A 22,101-nucleotide genomic window follows, 5' to 3' on the forward strand; every position below is an offset into this window, starting at 1 on the left:
CGGGCACCCGAGCGTAGTGACCGCCGCGTGGTCGCCCGGGCCGCCCGGCACGGACGGACGGCGGCGCCTGGAGACCGGCGGTCAGCGCAACCAGAACGTGATCGACATGCCGATCACCATGGCGATGCCGGCGACCACCGCGGCCGGCATGCCGAGGCGGCTGCCCTTGACGTGGGCGATCAGCCCGAGCGCCATGCCCAGCGGCCCGGCCAGCACCTCGGCGTAGCTGACGACGCTGAGCACCGCGCAGGCCAGGGCGATGACGGCGAGGATCGTGCCGAAGCGCGGGGACGCGTCGATCGGCGCGAACGGATCGCGCTCGGGATCGGAGGTCTTCGCCACGGTCGAAAGCTCGCTGGGAGGCGGAGGTGGTCGCCCGGCAGGCTACCGCCGGCAACACACCGCCACGTCCGGCACGCTGCCGAATCCACCGAAGGGGAGCCCACCTTGCCCGACGCCACCGCCATCGATCTCGTGCGCACGCTGTACCAGGCGTTCGAGGACGGGGACCACGACGCCATCCGCGACTGCCTCGCCGACGACCTGCGGTGGCGGCAGGCGGCGTCGGCGGTGCCCGCCGCGGGGCAGGACACGACCGGCGCCGACGAGCTGCTGCGCCGGGTCGTCGTCCACTTCGAGCAGGAGTGGGACGGTTTCACGGAAGAGGTCGACGACGTCTTCGCGGCCGACGGTCGCGTCACCGCCACGGGGACCTACCGCGGCACGTACCTGGCCACCGGTCGTCGCCTCGAGGCCGAGTTCTGTCACCTGTGGTGGGTGGAGGGTGGCAAGATCCGCGGCTTCCGCCAGTTCACCGACACGGCGGCGTTCGCCGCGGTGATGCGCGGGTGACGACGCGTGGTCGCGGGCCGGAAGCGCCGGCGACGAGCGGAGGAGGAGCCGGAGTGGGACGGCTGGCGATGGACGACGGCGAACTCGGCGCCTTCCTCGCCGAGCAGCGCGTGCTGCGCCTGGCCACCGTCGACGACGACGGCTGGCCCGCCGTCGTCCCCGTCTGGTTCGTCTGGCACGCCGGCGCGTTCTGGGTGTGGAACCTGGAACGCGCGAAGCGCACGGCGCGGCTGCGGGCCGGCACGCGCTGCGCATTCGTCGTGGACGGCGGGCACGACTACGGCGAACTGCGCGGCGTGTCGGGCCGGCTCGCCTACGCGTTCGTCGCGGACGACGAGGTGCCGGTCGACGTGCGCCGCGGGTTCGCTCAGCGTTATTTCGGCGTGGACGAGCCGCTGCCACCGGCCGACCACCACGCCTGGCTACGACTCGACCCGGTCGGGGTCGCGAGCTGGGACTTCCGCAAGCTCTGAGGTGCCCTGCGGAGCCGGGTCCGCCAGCCCCAGCCGGCGGAACAGCAGCGGCGCCAGCCCGCCGACCCAGGCGCCGACGAGCAGGTAGCGGAGGTAGCGCAGCAGCAGGGCCACCGCGTCACCGCCGGCCGGGAACACCGCGCCCAGCCCCTGCCAGAGCACCACCACGCCGACGAGCCCGAGGCCGACGCGCGCCGCGCGGCGGCCCAGCGTCCCGCCGCTGTCGAACCCGCCGCGCGGAACCAGGACGGCCAGTCCGACGACCAGGCCGGCCAGCGTGGCCGCGGCGGTGACGACGTCGGCGGCGCTGGTGGCCTCGGTCGGGTCGAGGAGTCCCGGCCAGCCCGGGTCGAAGCCGCGCAACCGGGCCGACAGCAGTACGCCGACCAGGATCAGTGCCCAGGACGCCACCAGGCCCGCCAGCACCCACTCCACCGGACCGCGCGTGGCGGCCCAGCGGCGCACGCGCGGCTCGAGCAGCCAGAACGCCACGAGCAGCAGTGCCCCGATCGTCCAGCCGACCAGGACGTCCTCGCGGAAGTGCGCGCCGAGGTGGATGCGGGACCAGCCGATCGCGGCGATCAGCCCGACCAGCGCGACCCGCACGAGCGGATGGCGCAGGCTCACGGCGAGCAGCCCCCACACGGCGGCGCCGTTCTGGGCGTGCCCGGACGGGACCCCGAACGTCGCTTCCGGCACGCGCTCCAGCGTCGGGTCGAGGAACGCCGGCCGCGGCGTGGTCGTGACCAGCTTGCCGATCGAGTTGATGCCGGCGGTCAGCAGCAGCATCACGCCCAGCCGGACGCCGAGCCGCCGGCTCACCGCCCAGTACAGCAACGGGAATACCAGCAGGTAGAACTCCTCGTCACCGAGGAACGTGACCACGTGCAGCAGCGTGGTCCACCACTCGGGCCCGGCCTGCAGGTCGACCGCCCGCTGCAGCTGCGTCCCGTACCCACCGGGGTCGCGCGCCTGGGCAGCGGCACGGTCGTTCAGCACGTCGACGAGCACGTCGGGATAATCGGTCATGATCCCGTGCACGCCGGCGTCGAGCAGCCGGTGCATCTGCTCGGGGTCGTTTACGGTCCACACCTGCACGTCGACGCCGAGGCGCTCGGCGGCGCGCACGAACCGGGGCGTGACGACCCGCCGGCCGTCGTGCACCTCGGGGACCTGGAACAGCTCGCCCGGCGGCGACCACCACGGGTGCAGGCCGACGAGCTGCCGCACGTAGAACCCGGTCGTCTCGCCCTCGGGCATGTTGGTGGGCACGTCGGGCAGCTGCTCGCGGACCGGCGCGAGGTAGTCGGTGCTGAAGCTGGCGACGGTGACGCTGCCGTCGTCGCGGCCGTACTCGCGCAGCAGCGCGACGACCGGGTCGACGATGGCGAGGTCGCCGTCGGTCTTGAGCTCGACGATCAGGTGGGTGTCGGGGTAGCGCTCGAGCACCTCGCGCAGCGTCGGGATGCGCACGCCGCGGTCCGCCCACGGACGGTTGCCGGCCGCGTCCTCGAAGTACCAGCCGGCGTCGAGCTCCTGCAGCTGCGCGAGCGTCAGGCCAGCGACGTCGCCGGACACCCCCGTGGTGCGGTCCACGGTCCCGTCGTGGATGACCACGACCTCGCCGTCGGCCGTGATCTGCAGGTCCATCTCCAGGGTGTCGGCACCCTGTTCGAGGGCGAGGTCGAACGCCTCGATGGTGTTGCTGGGGGCGTGGCCCTGGGCGCCGGCGTGGGCGATGACGCTGACGTCGCGGGCGGCGAAGTGGGCGACGCGTTCCTGCGGCGGCTGCTGGAGCGCCACGGCCAGCAGGCCGGCCAACAGCAGCAGCCCGACGACGACCAGCCGGCGTCGGCTCCGTGTGCGCGCCCCAGCGACCACCTCAGCGACCTCCCCGCGGAGCGGGCACCCTAGTGCGCCCACCGGCTGCCCCCGCGGGTCGGTGTCCGGCTGCGGCACCCGGGCCCTCTAGGCTGCCGCATGTCCCGACGGCCACTGTCCGTGCCGTCGTGCCTTCGAGCGACTTCGGCCCAGGAGAGAGCGCCGTGAGCGAGGACGTCCGCACCGAGGAGCGTCGCAGCGACGTGACCTCGAGACTCGACCGCTTCTTCAAGTTGCGCGAGCACGGCACCGACGTGCGCACGGAACTCGTCGCCGGCCTGACGACGTTCCTCGCGATGGCCTACATCGTGTTCGTCAACCCCGACATCCTGAGCGCCACCGGCATGGACGCCGGCGCCGTCTTCGTGGCGACCTGCCTCGCCGCCGCGATCGGCACGCTCATCATGGGGTTGTACGCGAACTTCCCCATCGCGCAGGCGCCGGGCATGGGACTGAACGCGTTCTTCGCGTTCACGGTCGTGCTGGGGCTCGGCGTGCCGTGGCAGACGGCGCTGGCCGGCACGTTCGTGTCCGGCCTGCTGTTCCTGGTGCTCGCCCTGACCGGGGTGCGCGAGGCCGTCATCACCGCCATCCCGCTGCAGCTCAAGCTGGCCGTCGGCGCCGGCATCGGGCTGTTCATCGCCTTCATCGGGCTGAAGAACGCCGGCATCGTCGTCGCCGACGAGGCCACCACCGTCACCCTGGGCAACCTCGGGGCGCCCACCACGTTGCTGGCCATCTTCGGCATCGTCGTCACGTGCCTGTTCCTGATGCGCGGCCTGCGCGGCGCGATCTTCTACGGGATCGTCGCCACGGCCGTGGTCGGCGTGATCTTCGGCATCAACGAACTCGGCGGCGTCGTCGGCCGGGTCCCCAGCCTCGCCCCGACCTTCGGCGAGGCGTTCGGCGCGCTGCCCGAGCTCCTGACCGTCCAGATGCTGGTGGTGGTGTTCACGATGCTGTTCGTGGACTTCTTCGACACCGCCGGGACGCTGATCGCGGTCAGCAACCAGGCCGGCCTGCTCGACGAGCAGGGCCGCCTGCCCGACGCCAACAAGGCCCTGGTGTCCGACTCGGTCGCCACGATGGGCGGCGCGATGCTCGGCACCTCGACGACCACGTCCTACATCGAGTCGTCCGCCGGCGTCGGCGCCGGCGGCCGCACGGGGCTCACGTCCGTGGCGACGGCCGGGTTCTTCCTGCTGGCGCTGCTCTTCTCGCCGCTGCTGTCGGTCATCAGTGGTGAGGTGACGGCCGCGGCGCTGATCCTGGTCGGCGTCATGATGGCGCGCGGCCTGGGCCAGATCGAGTGGGACCGGCTCGAGTACGCGATCCCGGCGTTCGTGACCGTCGTCGCGATGCCGCTGACCTACTCGATCGCCACCGGCATCGCCCTGGGGCTGCTGCTGTTCCCGCTGATGATGCTGTTCAAGGGCCGCGCCCGCGAGGTCAGCCCGATCATGTGGGTCCTGCTCGTGACCTTCGCCGCCTACTTCCTGTGGCTGGTGGAGTAGCCCGACGCGCCACCGTTCCCGACCCCCGCCGCGCGGAAACGCTTGACGCGGCGGGGCCCGCCCCGGATGCTTCCGCGGGTCGTCCGCGCCGTGGGGGTCGCGGACCTGGGGAACGAGGGGGCCGACGGTGTCGGGCTACTCCGTCGTCGTGTTCGTCCACGTCGTCGCGGCGATCGCCGTCGTGGGAGGGTCGCTGTTCGGCCCGCTGCTCGGGATGTCGGTGCGACGCGCCGACGACGTCGGCGCGCTGCGCCAGGTCGCCCGTCACCAGGCGGCGGTGAGCACGACCGGCGGCGCCGCCGCGGCGGTCGTGCTGGCCAGCGGCCTGTTCCTCGCCTTCCGCGGCGGCTGGTGGGGCTCCGGCTGGCTCGAGGTGTCCTTGGGCCTGTTCGCGCTGGCCGGCGTCCTCGCCATGGGGGTGGTCGACCCGGCGATCAAGCGGCTGCTGGCGGCGCTTGACGAGGCGGGCACCGGGCCGGTGACGCCGGCCGTCGATCGGCTGCGGCGCGAACCGCGCGCCACCGTGGCGGATGGCGTCCTGCTGGGCGTCGACGTCACGATCGTGTTCCTGATGACGAACAAGCCGGGCCCGGTGGGGGCCCTGGCGGCCGCGGCTGTCGGGCTCACCGTCGGCGGGCTGGTCGCCGCCCGCGAGCGACGCCACGACGCCGCGGCGCTCGCCGACGCGGAGGCCGCGCCGGCTGCCTGAACGCACCGGCTGACGCGGCGGTCACTGCTCCAGCGTCAGGTCCAGGGTGACGGGCGCCGGTTCGTCCTCGGCCAAGCCGAGCAGCACGAGCGAACCGTCCGGATCGACGACCCGGCCACGACACGAAGCCCCCGCATGCACGCCCCCGCACCGCCGCGTGACGGTGCCACGCCGTGCGGCCGGGGAGCGTGCGTCGCTCGGGTGTCGCGCGTGGGCCGATCAGGCGACAGGGATCCGCTCGCGGCCGGTGACGTGCAGCCCGCCGTCCTCGCCGAGGTCGACGAGGACCCGCTGGCCGTCGACGATCCGGCCGTCGAGCAGCGCCTTGGCGAGGGCGTCCTCGACCGCCTGACGCAGCAGCCGCTTGACCGGCCGGGCGCCGTAGAGCGGGTCGTAGCCGCGCTCGGCCAGCCACCCCATGGCCGCGTCGGTGACCTCCAGCTCCAGGTCGCGTTCGGCCAGGCGGCGACGCAGCCGGTCGAGCTGGATGTCCACGATCGCCCGCAGCTGGTCCGGCGCGAGCCGGGAGAAGATCACCGTCTCGTCGATGCGGTTGAGGAACTCCGGCCGGAAGTGCGTGCGGACCTCCGCCATGACCTGCTCGCGCAGCTCCTCGTCCGACAGCGTCGGGTCGAGGATGTGCTGCGAGCCGAGGTTGGAGGTCATGATCACCACGACGTTGCGGAAGTCGACCGTGCGGCCCTGCCCGTCGGTGAGTCGGCCGTCGTCGAGCACCTGCAGCAGCACGTTGAACACGTCCGGGTGGGCCTTCTCCACCTCGTCGAGCAGCACCACGCGGTAAGGCCGGCGGCGGACCGCCTCGGTGAGCTGGCCGCCCTCGTCGTAGCCGACGTAGCCGGGGGGCGCACCGATCAGCCGGGCGACCGTGTGCTTCTCCTGGTACTCGCCCATGTCGATGCGGACCATGGCGCGCTCGTCGTCGAACAGGAACTCCGCGAGCGCGCGGGCGAGCTCGGTCTTGCCGACCCCGGTCGGGCCGAGGAACAGGAAGCTGCCCAGCGGCCGGTCGGGGTCGGCGATGCCGGAGCGGCTGCGACGGACCGCGTTGGCGACCGCCGCGACGGCCTCGTCCTGGCCGACGACCCGCTGGTGGAGCTGGTCCTCGAGGTGGACGAGCTTGGCGGCCTCGGACTCGATCAGCTTGGCGACCGGGATGCCGGTCCAGCGCCCGACGACCTCGGCGATCTCGGTCTCGGTCACCTCTTCCTCGAGCAGGCTGTCGCCGGCGGCCCGCTGCTGCTCGATCTGGTGCTGGGCCTCGGCGATCTGGCGCTCGAGCTCCGGCATGCGCGCGTAGCGCAGCTCGGACACGCGGGCGTAGTCACCCTCGCGCTCGGCGGCGGCGGCCTCCTCGCGGACGCGCTCGAGCTCCTCCTTGGCGGCCTGGAGCTGCTCGATGGCGCCCTTCTCCTGCTGCCAGCGGGCCCGCATGGCGGTGTCGCGCTCGCGCAGGTCGGCCAGTTCGGCGTCCAGGTCGGCCAGCCGCGCCCGCGCGGACTCCGTCTCCTCCTTGGCCAGGCTGTGCCGCTCGATCTCCAGCTGCCGCATGCGCCGGTCGACCTCGTCGATCTCCGGCGGCAGCGAGTCGATGGCGATGCGCAGTCGCGCGGCCGCCTCGTCGAGCAGGTCGATGGCCTTGTCCGGCAGGAACCGGTCGGTCAGATAGCGGTCCGACAGCGCCGCGGCGGCGACGATCGCGTCGTCGGTGATGCGCACCCCGTGGTGGACCTCGTAGCGCTCCTTGAGGCCGCGCAGGATCCCGACCGTGTCCGGAACCGACGGCTCGGCGACGTGGATGGGCTGGAAGCGGCGCTCGAGCGCGGCGTCCTTCTCGATCGAGCGGTACTCGGCCAGGGTCGTGGCGCCGATCATGCGCAGCTGGCCGCGGGCGAGCAGCGGCTTGACCATGTTGGCCGCGTCCATCGCGCCTTCGGCGGCACCGGCGCCGACGAGCGTGTGCAGTTCGTCGATGAAGGTGATGATGCGGCCCTCGGAGGACTCGATCTCCTTCAGTACCGCCTTCAGGCGCTCCTCGAACTCGCCGCGGTACTTGGACCCGGCGATCATGGCGGACAGGTCGAGCTCGACCAGCCGCTTGTCCTGCAGCAGCGTGGGGACGTCGCCCTCGACGATGCGGCGGGCCAGGCCCTCGACGATGGCGGTCTTGCCGACACCCGGCTCGCCGATCAGGACCGGGTTGTTCTTCGTGCGGCGCACGAGCACCTGGATCGTGCGCCGGATCTCCTCGTCACGGCCGATGACCGGGTCGAGCTTGCCGTCGCGGGCCAGGGCGGTGAGGTCGCGGGCGTACTTCTCCAGCGCCTCGTAGGTGGTCTCCGGGTCCTTGGACGTGACGCGCTGGGCACCCCGGACGTCCTTGAGCACGCCGAGGATGGCGTCGCGGGTGACGCCGGACTCCCGCAGCACGGCCGCGGTGCGGTCGCCGCCGTCGGTCAGGGCGAGCAGCAGGTGCTCGGTGGAGACGTAGTCGTCGCCGAGTTGGCCGGCCTCGTCGGTGGCGCGCTCCAGGGCCTGCGCCAGGCCGCTGCTGAGCCGGACCTCGCCCGAGGAGCCGTACGCGGCCGGCATGGCGGCCAGTACCTCGCCGATGCGGTTGCGCAGGGCCGTCGGGGTCACGCCCAGCTTCTGCACCACCGGCAGCACGACGCCCTCGGCCTGCGAGACCAGGGCGAGCAGCAGGTGCGCCGAGCCGACCTCGGGATGCTTGCGGTCGCGCGCGATCCCACCGGCCTGCTGCAGGGCCTCCTGGGACTTGTGGGTCAGTCGATCGAAGTCCACCTGCTCCCCCTTTCCGTGCGTGTGAGCCGAACGGGAACTCCTCGCCGCAAAGGTAGGAAGGACCCGCGGTCGCATCAGCCCGGATGCGGGACCAACGTGCAACCAACCTGCGCCAGGGTGGCGCAACGCACGACGCCGGTGACCGGCGGACGCACGTGGCGTCCTGCACGGTCACCGGCGTCGATCTCCGGCGTGGGTCACCCGGTGTTCAGCGCCCGGTGTGGCTCACCCGGCGTTGGCCGCAGGGCGTGGTCACCGGGCATGGTCACCGGCGTGGATCATCAGTAGCCGAACTTGGCCTGGTTCGACAGGAAGCCGCCGCGCGGCAGGATGTCGTCCCAACGGTCGGCGTCGACCGTGTCGATCGAGCCGTCCGCGACCGCGTCGACGATCGCCCACAGCGCGTCGACGTTCTGCTTGACCAGGTAGCCGCGGCTCTTCTGCCCGATGCCGCCGCGCGACTCGAAGAACATCGCTCCCCGCGGCGTCCAGTCCGCGTACTCACCCTCCGGGCCCGGGCCGTTCAGCATCGCGGCCGACACGACGCCCTCGGGGATGTTGATGTACGGGTAGCGGGTCGGGGTGACCGCACCGTGCCGTCCGGCGGCGTCGGCGGCGAGCACGCCCATGCGGCGCACGGTGTCCCACTGGTCCGACGACAGCATCAGCTCGTCGAGCGAGATGCCGACGGAGAACGTCGTCATGTCGTCGGTGTCGCCGGCGTAGTAGGTCCCCTGGTGGTGGATGTCCACCATGTAGTGGGGCCGGAACTCGGCGAACGCGTACCAGAAGGCCTGTGACTCGACGGCCCGCAGCTGCGTGTAGTTGTCGAACGTCGACTGCGGCAGCGGGTTCTGGCCGCGCTGGACCCGGACGGCGTTGAGCTGGTCGAAGATGTCCTGGTCGACGCCCCAGTCGCGGTTGAGGTCGATCCGGTGGACCGTGTCCTGGCGGATGTAGGCCTCGGAGCCGTCCGGGTTGTACATCGGGATGACCGCGAAGGTGACCTCCGACAGCACCTGGCTGGCGTGCTGGCCACCGGCGACCAGGGTCTTCAGGAACGCGAGTGCCGCGTCGGGGCCGTACGGCTCGTTGCCGTGGATGCGACCCTGCACCCAGACCCGCTCGTCACCGGTGCCGATCGTGGCCATGTACAGCGGGCGGCCCTCGCCGCTCTGTCCGACCACGTCGAGCTGCATCGCGCCCTTGCTGCGGCGCTCCAACGCCAGCAACTCGCGCTCGACGTCGTCGGCCGACAGGATCGCGGCACGGTTCGGGTCGCCTTCGGCCGGCGGTACGAATGGGCCGCCCGGCTTCGACACCGGATCGGCGGCCGCGGACAACGGGATCGCCAGCACCAGGCAGGCGGCGCCGAGCAGCGCCGTCAGGCGGCGACGGCGTGTGGTGTTCGTCATGTGCTCCCCTCCCAGGGCCGGTCCTCGGGGGTGGACCGGCGCACACGGGAGAGGTCTAGTCCGTTCGGGGGGCCGGTTCCAGACCTCGTGCGGTCCGGGCGCGCCAGACGAGGTGGCTCACCAGCGGGTGTCGTAGCGGCCGAGTGCCGCCGCGACCACCGCGGGGGCCCGGGGACCGAGCAGCCGCTGCAGGGCGTCGATGACGTGGGCGTCGGTGCCGACGAGGATGCGCGGGCGTCCCCGCCGCACCCCGCGGAGGATCGCGCGGGCCGCCGCGTCGGGGGACGTCCGCGCGATGCGGTCGAACACCGCCGCGGTGCGCTCGGCGTCCTCCGAGACGCCCACGCGGGCACGGCGGGCGATCTCGGTCCGCACCCCACCCGGGTGCACGCAGTGGGCGGTCACCGGTGCCCGCGCCAGCGCCAGCTCGCCCTGCAGTGCCTCGGTGTAGCCGCGCACGGCGAACTTGGCCGCGTTGTAGGCCGACTGCTTCGGCACGCCGACCAGGCCGAACACGCTGGAGACGTTGACGAGGTGCCCGCCGCCCGCGGCCAGCAGCCGCGGCAGGAACGCCTCGGTGCCGTGGACGACGCCCCAGAAGTCGACGTCGAGGATCCAGCGAACGTCCTCGTGCTCCTGTTCCAGCACGGAGGCGTGCAGGGCGACACCCGCGTTGTTCACGACCAGGTCGACGCGGCCGAAGCATTCCTCGACCGCCTGTGCGTGGGCCTGCACCGCCGCGCGCTCACGGACGTCGAGGTGCTCCGCGAGGACGGGCCCGTAGGGCTCGAGCCGGGCGACCGTCTCCTTCAGTCCCGCCTCGTCGACGTCGGAGACCGCCAGGGCGAAGCCGTGGCCGGCCAGGCGCCACGCCAGCGCCCGCCCGATGCCGGAGCCGGCACCGGTGACCACCGCGACCCTCTGCTGCATCCGTCCTGCCTCCCGGCCACGACCGACGAACCGTGACACCATATCGTGTCAGGGTTTCGGCGCCGCACGCCGGCGTGCTCGCGTCTCAGCGTTCGTCGCGGGTCACGACCGGCCAGGCGGTGGACAGCACGTGCTCGTACACGATCGCCGTCTCCAGGCGGGCCACCTCGGGCCGGGTCGTGAACGCGTCGAGGGCCAGGTCGCGCAGGTGGTCGCTGTCGCGGACGCCGACCCGCACGAGGAAGTCCATCGGGCCGGTGACGTGGGCGACGGCCAGCGTCTCGGGCAGGGACAGCGCATGCGCGCGGAACGCGGCGAGTGTGTCCCGGGAGTGCTGCGTCAACTGCACCTGGATCAGCGCCTGCAACCCGATGCCGACGGCGGCGGGGTCCAACGCGGCGTGGTAGCCGACGATCACGCCCGCCTGCTGCAGGCGCCGGACGCGGTCGTGCGCGGCCGAGGGCGACAGGCCCGCAGCCGCGCCGAGTTCCTTGACCGTGGCCCGCGCGTCGGCCTGCAGGGCGTGGAGCAACACCCGATCCGTCCGGTCCAACGGGTACATCGGCGCCTCGATCCGGAAGATGTCCGATGGACGCGCACACTATCCGCTGCGAGGCTGTCTCCTTGGGAGATCGACGGGAGGACGTCCGGTGGCGACGGGTGAGTGCACGACGGCGGTCCACGCGGGCCGCCACGACTTCCGTGACCTCGGGGTGCACGCGCCGCCGCTGGACCGCTCCACGACCTATCCGCTGACGAGTCTGGCGACGGGCACGGCGAGCCTGGGGGCGATGGCCGCGGGGGGCGCCCCCCAGGGCTCGCCGGTCTACGCCCGCCTGCACAGCCCCACCGTGGCGCGCTGGGAGGCGGCGATCGCCGAACTCGAGCGGGCCGACGAGGCGGTCGCGTTCGCCTCCGGGATGGCCGGCATCACGGCCGTCCTGGTCGCGGCCGGGGCGGTCGGGCGGCACGTGGTCGCGGTCCGGCCGCTGTACGGCTGCACCGACCACCTGCTGCAGAGCGGACTGCTGCGCTGCGAGGTCGACTGGGTGGAGCCCGACGCCGTCGCCGGCGCGCTGCGACCGGACACCGCGCTGGTGGTGGTGGAGACCCCCGCGAACCCGACGCTGCGGCTGGTCGACCTGCGGGCACTGGTCGCCGCCGCCGGGGACGTGCCGGTCCTGGTGGACAACACCTTCGCCACGCCGGTGCTCCAGCGCCCGCTCGAGCTGGGCGTCACCTGGTCCGCCCACAGCGCCACGAAGGCGCTGTCCGGCCACGGTGACGTCATGGCCGGCGTCGTCGCCACCTCGGCCGAGCGGGCCGGCGAGCTCCGCCAGATCCGTATCCTGACCGGGGGGCTCCTGGACGCGCAGGCGGCCTACCTGCTGCACCGCAGCCTGCCGACCCTGCCGTTGCGGGTGCGCGCGGCGCAGGCGAACGCGACGGAGTTGGCCGCACGGCTGGACCGGCATCCCGCGGTCGCGGCCGTCCACCACCCGAGCCTGCCGGCGTGCGACCCGCTGGGACTCGTCGGACGCCAGATGGACGGGCCGGGCGGCAACCTCGCCTTCGATCTGCATGGGGGCTACGAGGCCGCGGCACAGGTGATGAAGGCGGTGGAGTTGATCACGCCGGCGGTCAGCCTGGGCTCGACCGACACGCTGGTGCAGCACCCGGCCGGGCTGACGCACCAGATCGTCGGCGAGGAGGGACGCGCGGCCGGCGGCATCACCCCGGGCATGCTGCGGCTGTCGGCCGGCATCGAGGACGTCGAGGACCTGTGGCGGGACCTGGCGGCGGCGCTGGAGCTCACCTAGCGCTGCGTTCGGCACTCGCGCCGGCGAAGAGCATCAGACGGGCTCGAGACGCGCCTCGAGCAGGCAGAAGACGTTGCCTTCGGGGTCGCTCAGGACATGCCACCCCTCGTCGCCTGTCTGGCCGACATCGGCCGGGCGCGCCCCGAGCTCCAGCAGACGTTCGAGCTCGTCGGCCTGGTCCCGGTCGGTGGCGTTGAGGTCGATGTGCAGCCGGGATCTGCCCGTCTCCGGCGCATCCCTCCGAGCGAGGATGATGGTCGGCTGCGGGCCGCCCCACCCTTCGGGCGGCCCGATCTCCACCATCACCGTCGCGCCGTCGTCCTCCTCGCGATCGAGCTCCACGAAGCCCAGGACCTCGCACCAGAACCGCGCCAGCACCTCCGGCTCGCGGCAGGCGAGCACGAGCTCACCGATACGGCATGCCATCTTCGGCCCCCACGTTCGGCCCCGGGAGCTTCCGGGGCAGTCACGCGGCAACGTAACGACCTCGGCCGTGAAGGAGCAACGAAGGCGAGGATCGCCCCGGGAGCGCAGCAAGGCGCTGACGGACGTTACGGTCGCCGCTGCCGGACGGGTCAGCCCTCTGCGGCCCGCTGGTCGGGCGGCGGGACGGGCCGGGCGCGCTGCACCGGCGGTGACGCGGGCGGGCGCTGGCCCGTGCGGCGCCGCAGCTGGTGCACCTCGACGTCGCGACTGGGCGCCTTGACGATCTCGAAGCGCTCGCCGGCCGGGCGATGATCCACGCGGGCAGCCAGCACCCGGACCATCTCCTCGAGCTCACCGATGCGCCGGCGGGCGCCCTCGAGCTTCTCGCCGAGGTCGAGCACGACGCGGACGCCGGCGAGGTTGAGCCCCTCGTCCTGGGTGAGCGTGCGGATGAACCGCAGGCGCTCGACGTCGCGACGCGAGTAGCGCCGGGTACCGCCCTCGGTCCGTGCGGGGTGGAGCAGACCCTCGCGCTCGTAGGCACGCAGGGTCTGGGGGTGCAGCCCGGCCAGCTCGGCCGCCACCGAGATCACGTAGACGGGGGCGTCCTCGTCGTCGGTCTGGCGGAAGCGGGCGGTGGGGTCCGGGTCGGCGTCCTCGCGGCGCCGGGACCAGGACCAGTTCGCGCTGGCGTGCGGCTCGAGGAAGCGTTGCGGTGCGAGGCCACCCGCGTCCTCCGGACCGGCGGTGGTCTCCGGGGCCTCGTCCGAGGTCGGGGCTGTCGCCACGGTCGTCTCCTCAGCTGCCGTCGGCCCCGAACAGGAAGCGCTGACGCTCGTCCGGGGTCGGGTCGTGCTCGGCCAGCTCCTGCAGGAGCCGCTTCTGGTCGCGGCTGAGCTTCGGCGGCACCTGCACCTTGACGGTCACGAGCAGGTCGCCGTGCCCGCCACCGCGTCGGGGGGCGCCCTCGCCACGGATGCGGAAGGTGCGACCGCTGGACGTCCCGGCGGGCACCTTGATGGTGCGGGTGTGCGCGTTGGGTGTCGGGACGGTCAGCTTGGTGCCCAGGGCCGCCTCGCTGAAGCTGACGGGCACGTCCAGGGTCACGTCGTCGCCGCGACGGCCGAAGCGTGGGTGCGGCGCGACGTGGACGGTGACCAGCACGTCGCCGGCCGGTCCGCCGCCGGTGCCCGGCCCACCGCGGCCCGGGACCCGGATGACCGCGCCGTCCTTCACACCGGCGGGGATCCGGACGTTGAGCTCGCGCGGCTTGACGACCCGGCCGGACCCGCCGCAGGTGGCGCACGGCGTCTCGATCCGCTGGCCGCGACCACCACAGGCCTGGCAGGGCTGCGCGAACGAGAACGGCCCCTGGTCGATGGTGACCTGCCCGCGCCCGCCACAGACGGTGCAGACCGTCGGCGAGGTGCCCGGCGCCGCACCGGACCCGTGGCAGGTGTCGCAGGCGCCGTCACCGGTGACCCGCAGGGTGGTGCGCACCCCGGCGAGGGCGTCCTCGAACGTCAGGTGCACGTCGGCACGCAGGTCGGCGCCCTTGCGCGACGGGGCACGCCGCCGGTCGAACGGGCTGCCGCCGAACGGGCTGCCCCGGGACGCGCCCCCGGCGCCGGCGTTGCCGAAGATCTGGGTCAGCAGGTCACCGAGGTCGCCACCGTCGAAGCCGCCGAAGCCACTGGCGCCGGCGCCGCCGAACCCGGCCGCGCCGAGCCGGCGGATCTCGTCGTACTCACGGCGGCGGGCCTCCTCGCCCAGGACGGCGTAGGCCTCGCCGACCTCCTTGAAGCGGCGCTCGGCCTGCGGGTCGTCGGGGTTGGCATCGGGATGGTTCTCCCGCGCCAACCGTCGGTAGGCCTTCTTGATGTCGTCGGCGGAGGCGTCCCGCGCAACGCCGAGGACGTCGTAGTAGTCCTTCTCCAGCCATTCACGCTGTGGTGCCACGTCGGCTCACCTCCTTCCGGTTCCGGTCATAGGTCCGCTTCGCTCACTGCTCGACGACGACCATCGCGGGGCGCAGCACGCGCTCGCCCATGCGGTAGCCGGGGCGGAACACCTGCGCGACGACGGGGTGCTCGGCGGGTTCGTCGGCCGGCTGCTGGCTGACGGCCTCGTGGTGGTTGGGGTCGAAGTGCACGCCGGTGTCGTCGACGCGTTCCAGGCCCAGGCCCTGCAGTGTGCGCACCAGCTTCTCGGCCACGAGCTGGACGCCCTTGGCCAGGTTCTCGTCCGAGGACTGTTCGGCGGCCTCCACGGTGCGGTCGAGGTCGTCCAGCACCTCGAGCAGCGCGCCGGTCACGTCGGCCTTGCCGACGTCGCGCTGGGCCGCGGCCTCGCGGGCGGTCCGCTTGCGGAAGTTCTCGAACTCCGCCCAGGCGCGGCGCAGGTCGTCGAGGTACTGGTCGCGCTGGCTCTCCGCGGCGGCCAGCTCGGCGAGCAGCTCCTCGCGCGAGCGCGGGTCCTCGACCGGTTCGACGTCGTGCGGCTCGGCGGCGTCGTCGGCGTCGGGCGTGGCGGGGGTGGCGGTGGGGTCTCCGGTGGCGGGGCCCGCCGCCGCGTCGGTGTCGGCCGCCTCGGCAGCGACGTCGGCCAGGTCCTCGGAGGCGGTCTGCGGGCCCGTCTCGGCCTCGTCCATCGGGATCGGCTCGCCGGCGTCGGTCACGTCTCGCTCCTGCGGGGGTGGACTACGGGGATGAGCTGGCGGTGTTTCGGGGGAGTGTTCGGGCGGTGGGGGTCCGGGCCAGCGGGTGGGTCTGCGGGTGAGCGGGGCGGCGCCGTCGGCGCCGCCCCGTCACGTCCTTCTGGTATCAGCCGTTCTGGACGGTGATCCGGCGCGGCTTGGCCTCCTCGGCCTTCGGGACCTCGATCGTCAGCAAGCCGTCGCGATAGGTCGCGGTGACGCGCCCACCGTCGACCCGGTCGGGCAGCCGCACGGCGCGGTGGAACCGGCCGAAGTGGCGCTCGATGCGACGGAAGCCGTCGGCGTTCCTGTCGTCGTAGAACCGACGCTCGCCGGCGATGGTCAGCACGTTCTCCTCGAGCGACACCTCGACGTCGTCCGCGGCGACCCCGGGCAGCTCCACGTGCAGCGTGAAGCCGTCCTCGGTCTCCTCGACGTCGAGCGCCGGGCTGAAGGCCCCGGCGGTCGCGGCGCCCTGCCCGAAGGCGGTGCGGAAGACGCGCTCGACCTCGTCCTGGAGCGACGCGACGTCGCGGAACGGCTCGTAGCGGGACAGCGTGTTCATCACGTCCTCCTCTCGGTGGTGCGTGTTTCGGTGGTGCGTGTTTCGGTGGTGCGGTGTTTCGGTGGTCGGTGTTTCAGTGTTTCGGTGCTTCACGAGTGCGGGGTTTCGGTGCTGCGGGGTGGTGTGGCGCCGGGACGGCGAACGTCGATTCGATCTGCCGTCCCGGACGTCGGGTGCCGGGCCGGGCTCAGCCGGCCTGCTGCTCGTCGTCGCCCTCGTCGATGACCTCGGCGTCGACGACGTCGTCGTCGTTGCTCTGCCCACCGCTGGCGGCGCTGCCCTCGGCCGAACCCGCGGCGGCGCCCTGGTCGGCACCGGCCTGGTAGATGGCCTGGGCCAGCTGCTGCGACTTCGACGCCAGCGCCTCCATCTTCGTCTTGATGGCGTCGCTGTCGTCGCCCTTGAGCGCCTCGCGGAGGTCGGTCAGCGCCTGCTCGATGTCGGCCTTCGTGCCGGCGTCGAGCTTGTCGCCGTGCTCCTTGAGGGTCTTGTCGGTCTGGTAGGCCAGCGTGTCGGCCTGGTTGCGCAGCTCCGCGGCCTCCTTGCGGCGGCGGTCCTCGTCGGCGTGTGCCTCGGCGTCCCGGATCATCTGCTCGATGTCGTTCTTGGGCAGCGCCGAGCCGCCGGTGATCGTCATCGACTGCTCCTTGCCCGTGCCGAGGTCCTTGGCGGACACGTGCACGATGCCGTTGGCGTCGATGTCGAAGGTCACCTCGATCTGCGGCATGCCACGCGGGGCCGGCGGGATGTCGGTCAGCATGAACTTCCCGAGCGACTTGTTGTCGCTGACCATCTCGCGCTCACCCTGCAGCACGTGGATCTCGACCGAGGGCTGGTTGTCGTCGGCGGTGGTGAACACCTCCGACCGCTTGGTCGGGATCGTGGTGTTGCGCTCGATGAGCTTGTGCGTGATCCCGCCCTTGGTCTCGATGCCCAGCGACAGCGGGGTGACGTCGAGCAGCAGCACGTCCTTGACGTCGCCCTTGAGCACCCCGGCCTGCAGGGCGGCGCCCACGGCGACGACCTCGTCGGGGTTGACGCCCTTGTGGGGCTCCTTGCCGCCGGTCAGGTCCTTGACCAGGTCCTGCACGGCGGGGATGCGCGTCGAGCCGCCGACCAGGATGACGTGGTCGATCCGTGCGACGTCGCCCCCGGCGTCCTTGACGGCGCGCTGGAACGGGCCGCGCAGCCGGTCGAGCAGCTCGCTGGTGAGTTCGTTGAACTTCGCGCGGGTCAGGGTCTGCTCGAAGTGCAGCGGCCCGGCATCGGTGGCCGTCAGGAACGGCAGGTTGATCGAGGTCTCCTGCGAGGACGACAGCTCGATCTTGGCCTTCTCCGCGGCCTCCTTGAGGCGCTGCAGGGCCATGCGGTCGTTGGAGAGGTCGACGCCGTGCTCGTTCTTGAACGTCGTGACCATCCAGTCGATGAGGACCTGGTCCCAGTCGTCACCGCCGAGCTGCGAGTCACCCGCGGTCGACTTCACGTCGAAGACGCCCTCGGCGATCTCCAGCACCGACACGTCGAAGGTGCCGCCACCGAGGTCGAAGACGAGGACGGTCTGCTCGGCCTCCTTCTCCAGCCCGTAGGCGAGCGCGGCGGCGGTCGGCTCGGCGACCAGGCGCAACACCTCGAGGCCCGCGATCTCGCCGGCCTCCTTGGTGGCCTGGCGCTGGGCGTCGTCGAAGTACGCCGGGACGGTGATGACGGCCTGCGTGACGTCGTCGCCGAGGTAGGCCTCGGCGTCGCGCTTGAGCTTCATGAGGATGCGCGCGGAGATCTCCTGCGGCGTGTAGTGCTTGCCGTCGATCTCCGTCTTCCAGTCACCGCCCATGTGCCGCTTGACCGAGCGGATGGTGCGGTCGGCGTTGGTCACGGCCTGTCGCTTGGCCACCTCACCGACGAGGACCTCGCCGGACTTGGACCAGGCGACGACGGACGGCGTCGTGCGCGCGCCCTCGGCGTTGGCGATGACGGTGGGCTCGCCACCTTCCATGACCGAGACGACGGAGTTGGTCGTCCCCAGGTCGATACCGACGGCTTTGGCCATCTTCGAGCCTCCTCGCGGGCAGCAGAGTCTTGTCTACGGCGGGTGCGGACCACGTTCGGCCCGCTCGGGCCTCAACGGTACGCCTGCACATCCGTCACGCAACCCGCAGACGAAGGGTGCATGCATGAAATCTGAGCCGAGCCGACTCAGATTTCATGGTCGCGCGTGTACGACCGAACGGGCCTCACTCTGCGTCCGGCGGTCCGCATACCAGGCACCGGCCGCGCCAGCCCCCTCGGGACGGCGTCGCGGGCCCGCCAGACCGCGACGGCGGGCGCGTCAGTGGTGCTCGTCGTGACCCTCGACGTGGGGGTGGTACTGCCGGTGCCAGGGCCGCGGCAGCGGGCGGCCCTGGTAGTCGAGGCGCTCGCGCTCTGGCCAGAAGTCGACCATCAGCACCAGGGGTGCGAGGGCCAGCCCGATGAACAGCACGACCTGCCACAGCTCCACCGCGCCACCTCCACCACGGGCTCGTCGGCCAAGCCTACGCCGCCGTCGGCGTCGGGCCGCAACCGGCGCCCGCCCGTCAGTGCAGTTCCACGCCGGTGGCCCGCTCGACCATGCGCACCAGCTCCGTGTGGTCGACGTCGGGGCCCAGGGCGCTGGCCGCGGCGGCGGTCAGACGGTCGACGAGGTGCAGCACGGGCCCCTCCACCTCGGCGGCGTCCAGCGTGGCCCGCGCCAGCCCGACGTCCTTGGCCAGCAGCCCCAGCGCGAAGGTGTTCGGGAAGGCGCGGGTCACCACCCGCTGCGGGAAGAGGTTCTCCGTGCCGTTGGAGCGCCCGGACGAGGCGTTGACCACCTCGAGCGCCACCGAGGTCGGCACGCCGGCCTTCTCCAGCGCGGCGAAACCCTCCGCGGCCGCCCACAGCGCGGCCGCCAGCAGCGCGTTGTTGACCGCCTTGACGGCCATGCCGGCACCGGACGGACCGACGTGCACGACCCGGCCGGCGACGGCGTCCAGCACGTCGCCCACCTCGGCCAGCGCGTCCCTGTCGCCGCCGACCATCACCGTCAGCGTGCCGGCCCGGGCACCGTCGGTGCCGCCGGACACGGGCGCGTCGAGGTAGTCGACCCCCTGTCCGCCGAGCCACGCCGCCAGGTCGCGGGCCTGCTGCGGGTCACCGCTGGTGTGGTCCAGCCAGACCGTGCCCTCCTCCAGGGCCGGCGCGAGCACCCGCGCGACCGCCTCCACCTCGACGGTCGTCGGCAGGCACGAGCAGACCACGTCGACCCCGGCCAGGTCGGTCAGCTCCTCCACGGCCTGGCTGCCGTGGGCGTCGGCATGTGCCTGGGCGACCGTCGCGGTGCGGTTCCACACCCGCGTGTCCAGGCGTGCGGCCAGGTTCGCCGCCATGGGAGCGCCCATGGCGCCCAGCCCGATGAACCCGACCTGCATCCGCTGCTCCTCGTCTCGGATCGTCCTGCTCGCGCGCCGACGCCGCCCGGCCCGCCGACGCCCTAGCCGCCGGTGTCGCCGCCCGCGGTGGGCACCGGCTCCCACGTCAGCTCGTCGCCCTCCTCGATGCCCACCTGCGCGAACCAGCCCTGGGGCACCTCGAGGGCGCTCTGGTAGCTCAACCCCGGGTCGTAGACCTCGCAGGGGTCCTCGGTGCACGGCTCCATGGCGAGGATGGAGCGGATCTCGCCGTCGGGTCCCACGTAGGCGATGTCGAGCGGCACGAGGGTGTTCTTCATCCAGAACCCGCCGGTGCGCTCGTCCTCGAACACGAACAGCATCCCGGTGCCGTCCGGCAGCTCCTCGACCTCCATCAGCCCGTGCTGCCGCCGGTCGGCGGTGTCGGCCAGCTTGACGTGGAGCACCTCGGTGGCGTCCGCGCCGGTGAGCTCGACGCGGGCCTCGGGGTAGTCGTCGACCGACGGGTGCAGTGGGGGCACCTCGCCACCCGAGGTTGCCTCGGGGGCGCCGTCGTCCGTGGTGGCGGGTTCGTCGTCCGCGACCGCGGGTTCGTCGTCCGCGACCGCGGGTTCGTCGGCCGCGACCGCGGGCTCGTCCGTCTGGCCGTCGTCCGCCGTGGGCGGTGCCTCGGTCGTGGTGGCCGGTTCGTCGGCCGTGCCGGCACAGCCGGCCGCGAGGGTCAGCACGAGGACCGTGACGGAAAGGGGACGCGGGAGTCGGCGCATGGCCGGGGACGCTACCGCCGGGTCGTCTAGGCTCGCACGCTCCGTGCGCCTTCGAGGAGAACGACTGCCGTGGCCGAACTCGCCGTCACCGCGGTCGGTGCCGACCGCCCCGGCATCGTCGCCGCCGTCGCGGACGTCCTGCACGAGCGCGGCGGCAACGTCGAGGACTCGGCCATGACCATCCTCGGCGGCCACTTCGCCATCGTGCTGATCGTCAGGACCGACGACCAGCCGCAGGAGCTGCGCGAGGCGCTGGAGTCGGCCACCTCCGGGCTCGGGCTGGTCGTCTCGGTCAGCCGCGCGGAGGGCACCCGCCGGCCGGCCGAGCCTACGCACCTGCTGTCGGTGTACGGCGCGGACCGGCCGGGGATCGTGGCCGGGGTCACCCGCACGCTGGCCGAGCTCGGCGCCAACATCACGGACCTGGAGACCCAGGTCATCGGGCAGGACGAGCCCGTCTACGCGATGGTGATCGAGCTGGTCGCCGACGAGGAGAGCCAGCTCGACGACCGGCTGCGCACGGTCTGCGCCGGCCTGGGCGTGGACTACACGCTGCGCACCATCGAGGCGGAGACCTACTGAGCCGGGACGCCGGTGCGCGGGGCAACGCGCGCGCCGGTCACGGAAAGGAACGTCCACGGTGGCCGCCAAGCGGGTCGTCCACTACCCCGCCCGCGTCCTGAAGGGCCTGGCCGGGCCGGTCGGCGAGATCGGTGACCGCGAGCGCCAGCTCGCCCAGGACCTCGTCGACACGATGTACGACTCCCCCGGCTGCGTCGGGCTGGCCGCCCCACAGATCGGCGTGCCGCTGCGGGCCTTCGTCCTGGACGTGTCGGTGATGCGCAAGCCGCCGAAGGGCAACCACGGCCTGGTGGTGCTGCTCGACCCGGAGCTGCTGCTGGCCAGCGGGTCCGACTACCGCCGCGAGGGCTGCATGTCGGTGCCCGACTACACCTGCGACGTGCGCCGGGCGACCCAGGTGGTGGTGCGTGGCACGACGCCGGAGGGCGTGCCGCGGGTCGTGGAGGCGACCGGCTTCGAGGCGCGCGCGTTCCAGCACGAGCTCGATCACCTCGACGGCCTGCTGATCCTCGACCGGGTCGCGTCCGCCCGCACCGACGTCTTCCGTCGCAAGCGCTACGCGGACCGGGGCCAGCACCTGACGTGAGCCGCCGCCCGCGACGCGGCCCGGTTCAGGTGTAGGGCTGCACCACCTCGGTGCGGTGCCTGGACGGGTCGGGTTCCGTGTCGGGGTCGGTGTGGTACTCCTCCCACGGTGCGGCGGCCGGCTCGTGCCCGTGCTCGGCCAGCCAGACGTGCGCGGCCTCGTAGGCGGCGCCGACCTCGTCGTAGCGACCGATGTGCACCACGACGGCGGCCGGTCCGCCCGGCAGGCTGCCGGTCTGCAGCCGCGGCCCTGGTTCGACGGTCGCGGCGAGGGCGATGCCGGCCTCGACCTCGAAGACCCCCTCCGACAGGGTCCGGTAGCGGGCGAACGGCATGCCGGCGGCGGTCGCGGCGCTCGCCTCGACCTGCGCCATCACCAGCGCGTAGGTCTCGCCCAGCCAGCTCGGCAGGTCACCGACACCGAGCTTCGCGCGACGGACCAGGGTGGGATGCTCCTGCCGTTCGCGGGTCTCCACCTCGTACACGTCGACCTCCGTCCTGGCGGGGCGCGCGCCGCCCCCGCGGCCGCTCCGACCCCGAGCGTCCGCAGCTCCCGGACCGCGAGCCAGGGGCGATGGCCCCGGCGTGCCGTGCCCGGCCGTCCGGCCCGACACGGGCGTCACGTTGGGTGCCCGATAGCGC

At 72.9% G+C, this 22,101-nt stretch carries 23 protein-coding genes; 7 read left to right on the forward strand and 16 right to left on the reverse strand.

Translation table 11 applies throughout. The annotated features are described in order from the left end of the window. Positions 1 to 81: 81 nt before the first annotated feature. Positions 82 to 342, reverse strand: coding sequence for a hypothetical protein (locus ACERM0_RS14730; protein WP_373679370.1), 261 nt, complete (start codon positions 340 to 342; stop codon positions 82 to 84). 105 nt (positions 343 to 447) lie between these two features. Here ACERM0_RS14730 and ACERM0_RS14735 point away from each other — a divergent pair, with 105 nt between their 5' ends. Then, the gene (locus ACERM0_RS14735; protein WP_373679371.1) at positions 448 to 852 is read left to right on the forward strand and encodes a nuclear transport factor 2 family protein; all 405 of its coding nucleotides are present in this window, start codon (positions 448 to 450) and stop codon (positions 850 to 852) included. 53 nt (positions 853 to 905) lie between these two features. Next, positions 906 to 1,325, forward strand: coding sequence for a pyridoxamine 5'-phosphate oxidase family protein (locus tag ACERM0_RS14740; protein ID WP_373679372.1), 420 nt, complete (start codon positions 906 to 908; stop codon positions 1,323 to 1,325). On the opposite strand, the gene ACERM0_RS14745 is transcribed toward ACERM0_RS14740, so the two are convergent. Beyond that, positions 1,275 to 3,206, reverse strand: a complete 1,932-nt coding sequence (locus ACERM0_RS14745) for a glycerophosphodiester phosphodiesterase family protein (protein WP_373679373.1) — start codon at positions 3,204 to 3,206, stop codon at positions 1,275 to 1,277. The two genes, ACERM0_RS14740 and ACERM0_RS14745, sit on opposite strands and share 51 nt — an antisense overlap. A 164-nt stretch (positions 3,207 to 3,370) precedes the next feature. Here ACERM0_RS14745 and ACERM0_RS14750 point away from each other — a divergent pair, with 164 nt between their 5' ends. Together ACERM0_RS14750 and ACERM0_RS14755 are read left to right on the forward strand one after the other, a co-directional pair. Beyond that, a complete protein-coding gene (locus ACERM0_RS14750; protein ID WP_373679374.1) occupies positions 3,371 to 4,720 on the forward strand; it encodes an NCS2 family permease in 1,350 nt (449 codons plus the stop codon). Positions 4,721 to 4,847: 127 nt separating this feature from the next. Then, positions 4,848 to 5,429, forward strand: a complete 582-nt coding sequence (locus tag ACERM0_RS14755) for a DUF2269 family protein (protein ID WP_373679375.1) — start codon at positions 4,848 to 4,850, stop codon at positions 5,427 to 5,429. Positions 5,430 to 5,648: 219 nt separating this feature from the next. Here ACERM0_RS14755 and clpB read toward each other — a convergent pair whose 3' ends face one another. The 4 genes from clpB to ACERM0_RS14775 form a co-directional block, all read right to left on the reverse strand. Continuing rightward, entirely contained in the window at positions 5,649 to 8,249 is a 2,601-nt protein-coding gene (gene clpB, locus ACERM0_RS14760; protein WP_373679376.1) for an ATP-dependent chaperone ClpB, read from the reverse strand. Between the two features lie 281 nt (positions 8,250 to 8,530). Beyond that, positions 8,531 to 9,664 (reverse strand): M14 family zinc carboxypeptidase, encoded by a 1,134-nt coding sequence (locus ACERM0_RS14765; RefSeq protein WP_373679377.1) that lies wholly within the window; start codon positions 9,662 to 9,664, stop codon positions 8,531 to 8,533. 117 nt (positions 9,665 to 9,781) lie between these two features. Beyond that, positions 9,782 to 10,594 (reverse strand): SDR family NAD(P)-dependent oxidoreductase, encoded by an 813-nt coding sequence (locus ACERM0_RS14770; protein ID WP_373679378.1) that lies wholly within the window; start codon positions 10,592 to 10,594, stop codon positions 9,782 to 9,784. 85 nt (positions 10,595 to 10,679) lie between these two features. Further along, a complete protein-coding gene (locus ACERM0_RS14775; RefSeq protein ID WP_373679379.1) occupies positions 10,680 to 11,156 on the reverse strand; it encodes an Lrp/AsnC family transcriptional regulator in 477 nt (158 codons plus the stop codon). Between the two features lie 88 nt (positions 11,157 to 11,244). Between ACERM0_RS14775 and ACERM0_RS14780 the strand changes: the two genes are divergently transcribed. Next, positions 11,245 to 12,414: a PLP-dependent aspartate aminotransferase family protein gene (locus ACERM0_RS14780; RefSeq protein ID WP_373679380.1), complete on the forward strand. Its 1,170-nt coding sequence runs from the start codon at positions 11,245 to 11,247 to the stop codon at positions 12,412 to 12,414. A gap of 33 nt (positions 12,415 to 12,447) precedes the next feature. Here the strand turns inward: ACERM0_RS14780 and ACERM0_RS14785 are convergent, their stop codons facing one another. From ACERM0_RS14785 to ACERM0_RS14825, 9 genes are all read right to left on the reverse strand, one after another. After that, entirely contained in the window at positions 12,448 to 12,840 is a 393-nt protein-coding gene (locus ACERM0_RS14785) for a VOC family protein (RefSeq protein ID WP_373679381.1), read from the reverse strand. A gap of 149 nt (positions 12,841 to 12,989) precedes the next feature. Further along, positions 12,990 to 13,628: a heat shock protein transcriptional repressor HspR gene (locus ACERM0_RS14790; RefSeq protein WP_373679382.1), complete on the reverse strand. Its 639-nt coding sequence runs from the start codon at positions 13,626 to 13,628 to the stop codon at positions 12,990 to 12,992. A 10-nt stretch (positions 13,629 to 13,638) separates the two neighbouring features. Next, positions 13,639 to 14,799 carry a molecular chaperone DnaJ gene (gene dnaJ, locus ACERM0_RS14795; protein ID WP_373679383.1) on the reverse strand — a complete coding sequence of 387 codons (1,161 nt, stop codon included), beginning with the start codon at positions 14,797 to 14,799 and terminating at the stop codon, positions 13,639 to 13,641. 43 nt (positions 14,800 to 14,842) lie between these two features. Continuing rightward, positions 14,843 to 15,517 (reverse strand): nucleotide exchange factor GrpE, encoded by a 675-nt coding sequence (locus ACERM0_RS14800; protein ID WP_373679384.1) that lies wholly within the window; start codon positions 15,515 to 15,517, stop codon positions 14,843 to 14,845. Between the two features lie 145 nt (positions 15,518 to 15,662). After that, positions 15,663 to 16,100 (reverse strand): Hsp20/alpha crystallin family protein, encoded by a 438-nt coding sequence (locus tag ACERM0_RS14805; protein WP_373679385.1) that lies wholly within the window; start codon positions 16,098 to 16,100, stop codon positions 15,663 to 15,665. A 187-nt stretch (positions 16,101 to 16,287) separates the two neighbouring features. Further along, the gene (gene dnaK, locus ACERM0_RS14810) at positions 16,288 to 18,147 is read right to left on the reverse strand and encodes a molecular chaperone DnaK (protein WP_373679386.1); all 1,860 of its coding nucleotides are present in this window, start codon (positions 18,145 to 18,147) and stop codon (positions 16,288 to 16,290) included. Positions 18,148 to 18,426: 279 nt separating this feature from the next. Continuing rightward, positions 18,427 to 18,597 (reverse strand): hypothetical protein, encoded by a 171-nt coding sequence (locus ACERM0_RS14815; protein ID WP_373679387.1) that lies wholly within the window; start codon positions 18,595 to 18,597, stop codon positions 18,427 to 18,429. 76 nt (positions 18,598 to 18,673) lie between these two features. Next, the gene (locus ACERM0_RS14820) at positions 18,674 to 19,546 is read right to left on the reverse strand and encodes an NAD(P)-dependent oxidoreductase (RefSeq protein WP_373679388.1); all 873 of its coding nucleotides are present in this window, start codon (positions 19,544 to 19,546) and stop codon (positions 18,674 to 18,676) included. Positions 19,547 to 19,608: 62 nt separating this feature from the next. Further along, the gene (locus ACERM0_RS14825; RefSeq protein WP_373679389.1) at positions 19,609 to 20,292 is read right to left on the reverse strand and encodes a DUF192 domain-containing protein; all 684 of its coding nucleotides are present in this window, start codon (positions 20,290 to 20,292) and stop codon (positions 19,609 to 19,611) included. Positions 20,293 to 20,361: 69 nt separating this feature from the next. On the opposite strand from ACERM0_RS14825, the gene ACERM0_RS14830 reads away from it, so the two are divergent. Further along, the gene (locus ACERM0_RS14830) at positions 20,362 to 20,874 is read left to right on the forward strand and encodes a glycine cleavage system protein R (RefSeq protein WP_373679390.1); all 513 of its coding nucleotides are present in this window, start codon (positions 20,362 to 20,364) and stop codon (positions 20,872 to 20,874) included. A gap of 58 nt (positions 20,875 to 20,932) precedes the next feature. After that, positions 20,933 to 21,460: a peptide deformylase gene (def, locus tag ACERM0_RS14835; RefSeq protein WP_373679391.1), complete on the forward strand. Its 528-nt coding sequence runs from the start codon at positions 20,933 to 20,935 to the stop codon at positions 21,458 to 21,460. Between the two features lie 25 nt (positions 21,461 to 21,485). Here def and ACERM0_RS14840 read toward each other — a convergent pair whose 3' ends face one another. Beyond that, positions 21,486 to 21,944: a GyrI-like domain-containing protein gene (locus ACERM0_RS14840; RefSeq protein ID WP_373679392.1), complete on the reverse strand. Its 459-nt coding sequence runs from the start codon at positions 21,942 to 21,944 to the stop codon at positions 21,486 to 21,488. Positions 21,945 to 22,101 lie beyond the last annotated feature (157 nt).

This window comes from Egicoccus sp. AB-alg2, assembly GCF_041821065.1.
GTDB lineage: Bacteria > Actinomycetota > Nitriliruptoria > Nitriliruptorales > Nitriliruptoraceae > Egicoccus.

Excerpts from the sequence above, each read along its gene's own strand:
- ACERM0_RS14765 (WP_373679377.1), bottom strand. The coding sequence starts at position 9,664 with ATGACGAACACCACACGCCGTCGCCGCCTGACGGCGCTGCTCGGCGCC.
- ACERM0_RS14770 (WP_373679378.1), bottom strand. The coding sequence starts at position 10,594 with ATGCAGCAGAGGGTCGCGGTGGTCACCGGTGCCGGCTCCGGCATCGGG.
- ACERM0_RS14775 (WP_373679379.1), bottom strand. The coding sequence starts at position 11,156 with ATGTACCCGTTGGACCGGACGGATCGGGTGTTGCTCCACGCCCTGCAG.
- ACERM0_RS14785 (WP_373679381.1), bottom strand. The coding sequence starts at position 12,840 with ATGGCATGCCGTATCGGTGAGCTCGTGCTCGCCTGCCGCGAGCCGGAG.
- ACERM0_RS14805 (WP_373679385.1), bottom strand. The coding sequence starts at position 16,100 with ATGAACACGCTGTCCCGCTACGAGCCGTTCCGCGACGTCGCGTCGCTC.
- dnaK (WP_373679386.1), bottom strand. The coding sequence starts at position 18,147 with ATGGCCAAAGCCGTCGGTATCGACCTGGGGACGACCAACTCCGTCGTC.
- ACERM0_RS14820 (WP_373679388.1), bottom strand. The coding sequence starts at position 19,546 with ATGCAGGTCGGGTTCATCGGGCTGGGCGCCATGGGCGCTCCCATGGCG.
- ACERM0_RS14825 (WP_373679389.1), bottom strand. The coding sequence starts at position 20,292 with ATGCGCCGACTCCCGCGTCCCCTTTCCGTCACGGTCCTCGTGCTGACC.